The following is a 9,271-nucleotide window of genomic DNA, read 5'->3' as shown; positions in this document are numbered from 1 at the left end:
CGCGAGACCTCGACACTCTCACCCGACCGCCTATCCACCCCTCTCCAGCTGTCCCCCCCCCCACCACGTCGAAACCCCGGGATCACTTGTAGGGTGACGGGGCCTTGCTCGCCAGGTAGTTGAACGTCTTCTGCATGTACGGCCAGAAAGTGCCGTCCACACACGAGAACTGCGGGGTGAAGCCGTCGCACGAACCGCCGTTGTCGCCCAGCTCGATGGTGAACGACGCGATCCCGAGCTTGCCGTAGGCCAGGTCGTCCGAACCGCCCGCGGCGTCGTAGAGCAGTTCACCGGCCTGTCCGGCCTTGTAGCCGGAGAACTTCGACATGTCCGCGCCCATCGCGCGGAACTGCGCGTCGCTCGGTGTGTGCGTGGTGTGCGTGTACTCCCACGGCAGGATGATGATGCCCGCGTAGCTGTGCAGCATCAGCGCCGTGCCACGCGCGTTCGCGTCCGGCTTGTCGTCGGGGCCGTCGGCGCGGTGGTCGCCGAAGAGGTTGGCCCACAACTGTTCCAGCGCCTTCGTCTCCGGCTCGGAGTCCGCGGAACCGTTCGACGTCGACGTCGTCTGGTCGCACTTGCTGGTGTTGCTTTCCCAGTGGTAGCCGAAGTTGCGGTTGAGGTCGACGCCGGGCTGGCTGCCCGCGCTGTCGCCGCACTGCCGCAGGTCCGCGTCGGTGAAGTCGGCGTTCTTCCGGTGCAGTTTCGGGCTGTTCCCGCCGGACTGCACGATGTTCACGCCGTCCGGGTTCACGATCGGCACGACCCAGATCTCGGTCGTGTCGAGCAGCTTCGTGACCTCGGAATCCTTGCCGTAGCCGTTGACCAGGTAGTTGATGTACTTGTACGACATCTCGCCGGTCGCGATCTCGCGCGCGTGGATCTGCGACTGGAGCAGGAACCGCGGCTTCTTCGAGTCCGGCTTCTGCTCGCAGTCGCCCGAGGCCTTCTTGGTGATGCAGACGGCCTTGAGGTCGTACCCGCCCTGACCCTGCTGCTTGCGCCACGACTGGCCGTAGTTCACCACGGTCGCCAGGTCGGGGTGCGCGCTCGCGGCGGCGTCCATGTTGGCGTAGTGCGCGTTGACCGTGTGGTAGCCGCCGTAGTACGTCTCGTCCTGCGGCGCCGCGCCGGGGGCCAGCGACGGCGCGGACCACGGCGCCTGCTGGAGATGCCTGCTCACCTCGGCGCGCAGGCCGAGCCGCTCGAGCCGGGCACCGGTGTCCCCGTCGCCCACGACGATCACGTCGTTGCCGTCGCGCTTGACGACTTCGAGCCCCGCGGATTCGAGCGCCTCGCCCTTCGGATAGGCGTCGTGGACGCGGTATTCGATGACGTCCTGGCTGTTCGTGTCGCCCGCCTGCGCTCCCGGACCGGCAGCGAAGCCCAGTGACGCGAGCAGCACGGCCGCGCCGGCGACCGTCGTGGCCGCGCGGAGTTTCCGCATGGTGCCTCCTCGAGGTGTGCTGAACTGACCGCGAAGAGTAGGTGCCCGGACGCCAGGATGTTACCGACTCACGTAGGGAATTGGTGAAAAACCGCCATGAGTCGTGGACGGCGTTCAAGACCCGCGGAGCAGGTCGGCTAGGCTCGCCCCCGTTAACACGTTTTCACACAGGGAGAAATACCGTCGTGACTGAACGCACGCTCGTCCTGGTCAAGCCCGATGGCGTGGCGCGCGGCCTCGTCGGCGAGGTCATCTCGCGCATTGAGCGCAAGGGGCTCAAGCTGGCCGCGCTGGAGCTGCGCACCGTTCCCCGTTCGCTGGCCGAGGAGCACTACGCCGAGCACAAGGAGCGCCCGTTCTTCGGTGACCTCCTGGAGTTCATCACGTCCGGTCCGGTCGTCGCGCTCGCCATCGAGGGCCCGCGCGCGATCGCCGCGTTCCGCCAGCTCGCCGGGGGCACCGACCCGGTCGAGAAGGCCACCCCGGGCACCCTGCGCGGCGACTTCGCGCTGGAGACGCAGTACAACCTGGTCCACGGTTCGGACGGCCAGGAGTCGGCCGAGCGCGAGCTGAAGCTCTGGTTCCCCGACCTCTGATCGGTGGCCGGGACGCGGGGGAGGACGTGGTCTTCCCCCGCGTTTTTGTCGGTGGGTGTGGTTAGAGTCGCCCACATGACCACACTCCCGTTGCCACCGGAGGATTACCTCACCTCGCTCCGCTCGCTGACGGCGGGCTTCGCCGAGGTGCTGCGCACCGCCGACCACACGGCACCGGTGCCGTGCTGCGAACCCTGGACGCTCGCGGATCTGGGCGCCCACCTCGGGAACGTGCACCGCTGGGCGGCCAAGACCGTCGAGGCCGGTGAACCCCAGTCCCAGGACTTCGCCGCGCCCGTCACCGGCGACCTCGCGGCTTGGTACGCCGAGGGCGCCGAGCTGCTGCTGGCCGCGCTCGCGGCGGCCCGGCCGGAGGATCCGTGCTGGCATTTCGCCGGCACGCCCAAGGTCAAGGCGTTCTGGTTCCGCCGCCAGACCCACGAGACCGCCGTCCACCTCGTCGACGCGCACCGGGCGGCGGGCACCGCGTTCGCGCTGGACCCGGCGATCGCGGCCGACGGCGTCGACGAGGTGCTCACGGCGATACTGCCCCGGGTGACCCGCTGGACCTCCCCGCCGCCGCTGCCCGAGCCGCTGGTGCTCAGTGCCACCGACACCGGGGACAGCTGGACACTGCATCCCGGAGCCGAGGGCGAGCCGCCCGCGCTCGGCCCCGCCACCGAGCCGGCCGCGACGGTCGAAGCGACGGCGCGGGATCTGTTGTTCCTGTTGTGGAAACGCAGGCCGCTCGCCGAAGTGGCACCGCGGATCTCCGGCACGGAAAGCGTCGCCACCGGATTTCTCACCGCGAAGCTGACTCCCTGAACATCTTTCCCTGCCGGAATCCGCGGTGTCCGGCACTGTTTTGGCACGTGGCGACAAGAGGAGGCAGCACGGGTACGAGGCATTTCGGATGACGCCGAAATGGCGAATATCCAGCGCCGAAATGGTGGATATCACGGAGAATGCGCCACTAGTAACGTGCGCGGAGTGCTCCGTATCCACTTCACCGGCGAAGACCTCGGACAGGTGCGCATCGCCGGGGAAGCCGATGCGTGCTGGGAAGCCTGGCTGAGCCTGCGTCTCCTGCGGGCGAGGGCGGGCCCGTCGTTGTTCGAACCGTGGCGCCGCCGCGTGCTGGCCCAGCGGGTCAGCGACCGTTCGCTCGCGGCCGCGCTGCGGGTGCTGGCCGCGGTGTCCGACGCGCCCGAGCCCGTTGTTTCGGGCCCGTACGAGCGGGCGCTGTCCGACTACTACGACGCGGCGATCGCGCCGTATCACGAGCATGTGCTCATGCGGCTGGACGCGGATCGCGCGGTGCGGGCACGCGCGTTCCTCGACGGCGGGGTCGACGCGCTGCTGGCGAGCCTGCGACCGGGCGCGGTGTGGCGCTCGCCGGTGCTCGAACTGGCCGCCAAATCCGGCGAGATCCGGCTCGGCGGGCGCGGGGTGCGGCTCATCCCGTCGTACTTCTGCCTGGCGCCGATCCTGGTACCCGCCAACGGATGCGGCCCCGCACTGCTGTATCCGGTCGACCGCACGGTGCCGTGCTGCGCCAGCGGGTCGAGCGGGCGGGCGTCGGCGTCGCTCGCGGCGTTGCTCGGCCGGACCAGGGCTTTGGTGCTGCGGATGCTGGAATCCGGGGCGAGCACGAGCGAACTGGCCCAGCGGCTGAACATCGCGCCGGCCTCGGCGAGCGAGCACACCCGGGTGCTGCGGGAGGCCGGACTGGTCACGAGCCATCGGGTGAGCCGCGCCGTTTTGCACACCCTCACCCCGCTCGGCCGGTCGCTGCTGGAAGGCGGTTGCCAACCGCCGTACGCCGTTCAGGGCGTGTTCACCGCGAAGTCTTTCGCAGGCAGCGCCGGTGGGTTGAGCTGATTGGGCTGAACCACTCGATTCTGGGGTAACTCGTGCTCAAGTCACGCCTGGCGTTCTTCGCCGCCGCCGTAGTGCTGTCCTCCTCGGCGCTGGCCGCTTCCGCGGTCGCCGACCCGCTGGCCGCCCCGCTCGGCCCACCACCGGTCGAAGGCGCCCCCACCGCGTCGTCGGCCCATGAGGGCCCGGCCGTTTTCGCCGCCGCACCACCGGACGACGGCCTGGTCACCGGCACCGCCACGACACCGGTCGCGCCCGGCCTGAACCTCACCCAGTTCGACCGCTTCGATCCCCGGGGCTGGATCCGCGGCGACACACTGGCCGTCGACCTCACGAACAAGACGCTGAAGCCGACCTACCTGAGCCCCGGCACGGTGTCGGCGCGAACCCCGCTGTCGCAGCAACTGCCGCGGGCGGGCGCGATCGCCGGGGTGAACGGCGACTTCTTCGACATCAACGCCACCGGCGCGCCGATCGGCGTCGGGATCGACCGCGGGCAGCTGCAGACCGCGCCCGCCACCGGGCACAACCTGACCGCGTCGATCACCGACGAGGGCAAGGCGCGGCTCGCCGAGATCTTCCTCGAAGCGAGCGTGACGCTGCCAGGCGGGAACACCGTCCGCGCGGCGAACTTCAACAGTCCCGTCCTCGGCGCCGACGCGATCGGCGTCTACACCCCGCTGTGGGGCGCTTCCCCGCGACGCACGTCGGTGGCGGGCGCGCGGCGGGTCGCCGAGGTGGAGATCCGCGACCGCGCCGTCACGCAGGTCCGCGACACCCCGGCGGACGGGCCGATCCCGGCGGGCAGCACGGTGCTGCTCGCCAGGGACGCCGGTGCCGACACGCTCGCCGCGCTGCGCCCGGGCGACCCGGTCGCGGTGTCCTACGCGCCGCGGTCGGACGCCGGGAAGATCGCGGTCGCGGTGGGCGGCAACAAGATCCTGGTCAAGGGCGGGCAGATCCAGCCGGTCGACGACGTCGCCATGCACCCGCGCACCGCGGTCGGCTTCTCCGCCGACGGCGGCAGGATGTGGCTGGCCACAGTGGACGGTCGGCAGGCCGACAGCCGGGGCATGACCGAGCTGGAACTGGCCAGGCACATGGCTTCGCTGGGCGCCTCCGACGCGATCAATCTCGACGGCGGCGGCTCCTCGACGTTGCTCGCCCGCACCGAGGGGGAGCGCGACGCGAGCGTGCGCAACTCGCCGTCCGACGGCGGGGAACGGCTGGTGCCCAATGGGATCGGCATCGCGACCACGCCCGGCAGCGGGCGGCTCACCGGGTTCTCGCCGGTGCCCGCGCACAACAGCCGCAACGCCACCAGAGTCCTTTCCGGACTGTCACGCAGGCTGATCGCCGACGGCCACGACGAGACCGGCGCCGCGGTCGACGCGCGACCTCGCTGGAGCACGTCGAACCCGCTGCGCGGCAGCGTGACGGACGGCCTGTTCACCGCGCACCCCGACTTTCTCCGGCCGGACGCGCGAGCCGACGTCGACGTCTTCGCCCGTCAGGGCCGCGCTTCCGGCAAGACGACGCTTTCCGTGCTGGGCAAGCCGATCCGGCTCGGCACCAGCACCGAACAGGTCGCGTTGTCCGGCGCCGGGGCGAAGGGAACCTTCCAGGTCTTCGGTTACGACGCCGACGGCTACGGCACCTGGATCGAACCGGACGACGTCAAGCTCGACTACGACCACTCGGCGTTCCGCGTCGAGCCCGACGGCGACGGGTTCGCCGTCACGGCGCTGACGGCGTCGGGTGCCACCGCGATCACCGCCACCGTGGCGGGGTTGAGCACGCACCTGGGCGCGTCGGCGGGCACCGAACGGAAAATCGCGTCTCCTTTGGACGGTCCGGCGGGCTGGACGGCGTCGGTCTACCCGGCGGTCGTGGGCGCGGCGCTGTCCTCGGCGCCGGGGCACGACGGCACGGCGGGCCTCGCGCTCGACTACCGGCTCACCGGCACCACGGCGACCAGGGCGGCCTACGTGAACGCCGCCGCGCCGCTGCCCGTCCCGGCGGGCACCCAGCGGATCGGCCTGTGGGTCAACGGCGACGGCAAGGGTGCCTGGCTGCGCGCCGAACTCCGCGACGCCGCGAACGTACCGTCCATTGTGGACCTCGCGCGCAAGGTGGACTGGACGGGCTGGCGATACGTCACCGCGAACGTCCCGGCGGGACTGCCCGACGGGCAACGGCTGGTCCGGTTCTACGCCGTCGAGAACGTCCCCGATCGGCAGTACTCGGGCCGTCTCGTGTTTGACGACCTCACCTTCGAGGTGTCGCCGGCGGCTTCCGTGCCCGCCGACCCGCGGCCGCGCGATCCCGCGCTCGTCGGCGTGACCGGCAGCGGCGGTCTGCGGGTCGCCGTCGTCAGCGACGCGCAGTTCACCGCGGACGATCCGAACGGGCCGCTGGTCGCCCAGGCCCGGCGCGCACTGCGCGAGGCCGTCGCGGCGAAACCGGACCTGGTGCTCATCAACGGCGACTTCGTCGACCGCGGCACGGCACCCGATTTCGTGCTCGCCCGCAGGATCCTGGCCGAGGAACTGGACGGCAAGGTGCCCTGGTACTACGTGCCCGGCAACCACGAGGCCGACGGCGGGCACGGGCTCGCCGAGTTCGAGGCGGCGTTCGGCGCGACGCACCGGGTCGTGGACGTGCGCGGGATCCGGCTGGTACTGATGGACTCCTCGCGCGGAACCTTGCGCGCGGGCGGGTTCGACCAGGTCCGGATGCTGCGCGAGGCACTCGACGGCGCGAAGGCCGACCGGTCCGTCCGCGGCGTCGTGGTCGCGATGCACCATCCGGTCGCCGATCCGAGCCCGACCGGCAACTCGCAGCTGGGCGACCGCAAGGAAGCCGAGTTGCTGAACGCCTGGCTCACCGGCTTCGAACAGGCCTCCGGCAAACCCGCCGCGTCGATCGCCTCGCACGCGGGCGTGTTCGCGCTGTCCCGCACGGACGGCGTGCCGTACCTGGTGAACGGCAACTCCGGCAAGGCGCCGGCCGCCGCGCCCGGCGACGGCGGCTTCGTCGGCTGGACACTGGTGCGGGTCGACCCGGGCGACCGGGGGCAGCCGGTGCGGTTCCAGACCCGGCCCAACGTCGACGCGCTCGCCGTGTCGGGGCCTGACGCGCTGCGTCCCGGCGCGCACGCCGACATCCGCGCGGAGCTGACACAGGGCGCGCGAACCGTCCCGGCCGCTTACCCGGTGAGCGCGGAATGGACCGGCGGCTGGGGTACGCACATCGCGACCGGCCTCTGGCCGCCCGCGCCCTGGGACGTCGCCACGTTCGACCCGGCCACCGGCGTGCTGACCGCGCTGCGTCCCGGCGTCGCACGGCTCTCGGTGACGGTCAACGGTGTGAGCCGGAGCCTCGCGGTGCCGATCCGCTGAGGGTGACGCGGTGAGAGGCTCCGGGCGAGGGAACCGTGCAAGCGGACAACCCCGACCGGGGCCTCTCGCGGTACTGCCGGTTGATGGCCATGAGCTCGTCGAGCGCGTCGCGGGTGCGGATGAGGTCGGTGATGTGCTCGGACAGCCGGTCGCGTTCCTGTGCCATCCGCTCGAACGCGGCGTCGGAGTTCGTCTCGCTGGGCGAGTCGACACAGGGGAGCAGCTCGGCGATGGTGCTGCTGGACAGCCCGGCGGCGTAGAGCCGCTGGAGCAGCGCGACCCGGCCGACCGCCTCGGCCGCGTAGTGGCGCTGCCCACCGGCGCTCCGCGTGCTGGTCAGCAGCCGCTGCTCCTCGTAGTACCGCAGGGACCGGACACTGGCCCCGGTCTGCTCAGCCAACTCCCCGATGCGCACCGCGCCCTCCTTCGTATGAGCTGCGACACAATGTTTTGAACCTGACGTCCATGTCAGATTCTAGCGTGGGTGTCACGTCCGGGTCCGGACGCTCCGGAACACGAAGGAGTCTTGACGTGACAACCCTTTTCGACAGCTACCGGCTCGGCGACCTGACGTTGCCCAACCGGGTGGTGATGGCCCCGATGAGCCGGGTCCGGGCCGCCGCCGGTGGCCTGGCGACACCGTCGATGGCGACGTACTACGCCCAGCGGGCGACGGCCGGGCTGATCGTGGGCGAGGGGGTGCAGCCGAGCCTGATCGGGCAGTCCAACCCGGGGACGCCGGGGCTGCACACCGACGAGCAGGTCGCTTCGTGGCGGCCCGTGACCGCGGCCGTGCACGCCAACGGCGGGCGGATCTTCGCCCAGATCATGCACGGCGGGCGCGTCTCCCATCCCGACACCACCGGCCTGCAGCCGGTCGGCCCCTCGGCCGTGCCCGGCGTCGGGGACGTGTTCACCCCGACCGGTCCGCAGCCCATGCCGGTGCCGCGTGCCCTGGAGACCGCCGAAGTGCCCGAGCACGCCGAGTCGTACGCACTGGCCGCGCGCCGCGCCGTCGACGCCGGTTTCGACGGCGTGGAGCTGCACGGCGCCAATGGTTACCTGATCTCGCAGTTCCTTTCCACGAACGCCAACCTGCGCACCGACCGCTACGGGGGCTCGGTGGCCAACCGGATCCGGTTCGCCGTCGAAGCGGTGTCCGCCACCGTGGACGCCGTCGGCGGCGCCAGGACCGGCATCCGCCTCTCGCCGGGCGCGAAGTTCTGGGGCGTCGAAGACGCTGACGTTCCCGAGCTCTACGCCGCGCTGTTGACCGAGCTGGCCCGTCTCGAAGTGGCCTACGTCCATCTCGAAGCCACCGCCGACGAGGAGGTCCTGCTCGGCCTGCGCCGTGCGTGGCCGGGCACCCTCATCATGAACCCGGTGTATCCGATGGGGCCGAAGCAGGCCGGAAAGGGCGAAGCCGATCACTGGCTCGGGCTGGGCGCCGAACTCATCAGCTTCGGCCGCGCCTTCATCGCGAACCCCGACCTCGTCGAACGGCTGCGGACCGCGCTTCCGATCGCGCCCGTCGACGAAGCCACCTACTACCAGGGCGGCGACGCGGGCTACCTGACCTACTCCGCCTACCAGCACACAGCCTGACACCATCCTTTATGGACATTCAGGTCGCCGAGTCCGTTGCTGGAGGGTGCTTCCCCGGCGCTCGATGCTGTGAAGGCCTCCTTCACGGCACTTCGGCGGGCGCGGGGAGTGTGACGTGAGGGGTGCGTGGTGCTGGCGGGCTTGCCATGGCGGGCGGGGTGGCGCGCCGCGGCCCTGGCTGTCGCGAACGCTCCGTTCGGGACGTTCATCGTCGGGAACGGAGTGGACCGCCCCGGGTTTGTTGGAGGCCGATCGTTCTGGGAAGGATGAGCGGCGTGGCGAGCAGCAGGTTTCCGCGGGAGTTGAAGGATCGTGCCGTGTCGATGGTGCGTGATCTGGAGAAA

General features: G+C 71.0%; 7 protein-coding genes. 5 read left to right on the top strand and 2 right to left on the bottom strand.

What is annotated here, in order from left to right; translation table 11 throughout:
• Positions 1-82: 82 nt before the first annotated feature.
• A complete protein-coding gene (locus ACFWY9_RS24910) occupies positions 83-1,447 on the bottom strand; it encodes a M14 family zinc carboxypeptidase (protein ID WP_378340046.1) in 1,365 nt (454 codons plus the stop codon).
• 185 nt (positions 1,448-1,632) lie between these two features.
• On the opposite strand from ACFWY9_RS24910, the gene ndk reads away from it, so the two are divergent.
• From ndk to ACFWY9_RS24890, 4 genes are all read left to right on the top strand, one after another.
• Positions 1,633-2,043 carry a nucleoside-diphosphate kinase gene (gene ndk / locus ACFWY9_RS24905; RefSeq protein WP_378340045.1) on the top strand — a complete coding sequence of 137 codons (411 nt, stop codon included), beginning with the start codon at positions 1,633-1,635 and terminating at the stop codon, positions 2,041-2,043.
• A 75-nt stretch (positions 2,044-2,118) separates the two neighbouring features.
• Positions 2,119-2,868: a maleylpyruvate isomerase family mycothiol-dependent enzyme gene (locus tag ACFWY9_RS24900; RefSeq protein ID WP_378326647.1), complete on the top strand. Its 750-nt coding sequence runs from the start codon at positions 2,119-2,121 to the stop codon at positions 2,866-2,868.
• Between the two features lie 165 nt (positions 2,869-3,033).
• Positions 3,034-3,924, top strand: a complete 891-nt coding sequence (locus ACFWY9_RS24895; RefSeq protein WP_378326648.1) for an ArsR/SmtB family transcription factor — start codon at positions 3,034-3,036, stop codon at positions 3,922-3,924.
• A 71-nt stretch (positions 3,925-3,995) separates the two neighbouring features.
• Positions 3,996-7,322, top strand: a complete 3,327-nt coding sequence (locus ACFWY9_RS24890) for a phosphodiester glycosidase family protein (protein WP_378340081.1) — start codon at positions 3,996-3,998, stop codon at positions 7,320-7,322.
• Here the strand turns inward: ACFWY9_RS24890 and ACFWY9_RS24885 are convergent.
• Complete coding sequence (locus ACFWY9_RS24885) at positions 7,282-7,737, bottom strand: MerR family transcriptional regulator (protein ID WP_378326649.1); 456 nt, start codon at positions 7,735-7,737, stop codon at positions 7,282-7,284. The two genes, ACFWY9_RS24890 and ACFWY9_RS24885, sit on opposite strands and share 41 nt — an antisense overlap.
• A 116-nt stretch (positions 7,738-7,853) precedes the next feature.
• Here ACFWY9_RS24885 and ACFWY9_RS24880 point away from each other — a divergent pair, with 116 nt between their 5' ends.
• Positions 7,854-8,927, top strand: a complete 1,074-nt coding sequence (locus tag ACFWY9_RS24880; protein WP_378340044.1) for an alkene reductase — start codon at positions 7,854-7,856, stop codon at positions 8,925-8,927.
• The last annotated feature ends 344 nt before the right edge of the window (positions 8,928-9,271 follow it).

It is taken from the genome of Amycolatopsis sp. NPDC059027 (assembly GCF_042739735.1).
Taxonomy (GTDB): Bacteria; Actinomycetota; Actinomycetes; order Mycobacteriales; family Pseudonocardiaceae; genus Amycolatopsis.
Note: the sequence above shows the minus strand (reverse complement) of the source record. Positions and strands in the feature narration are given on the sequence as shown.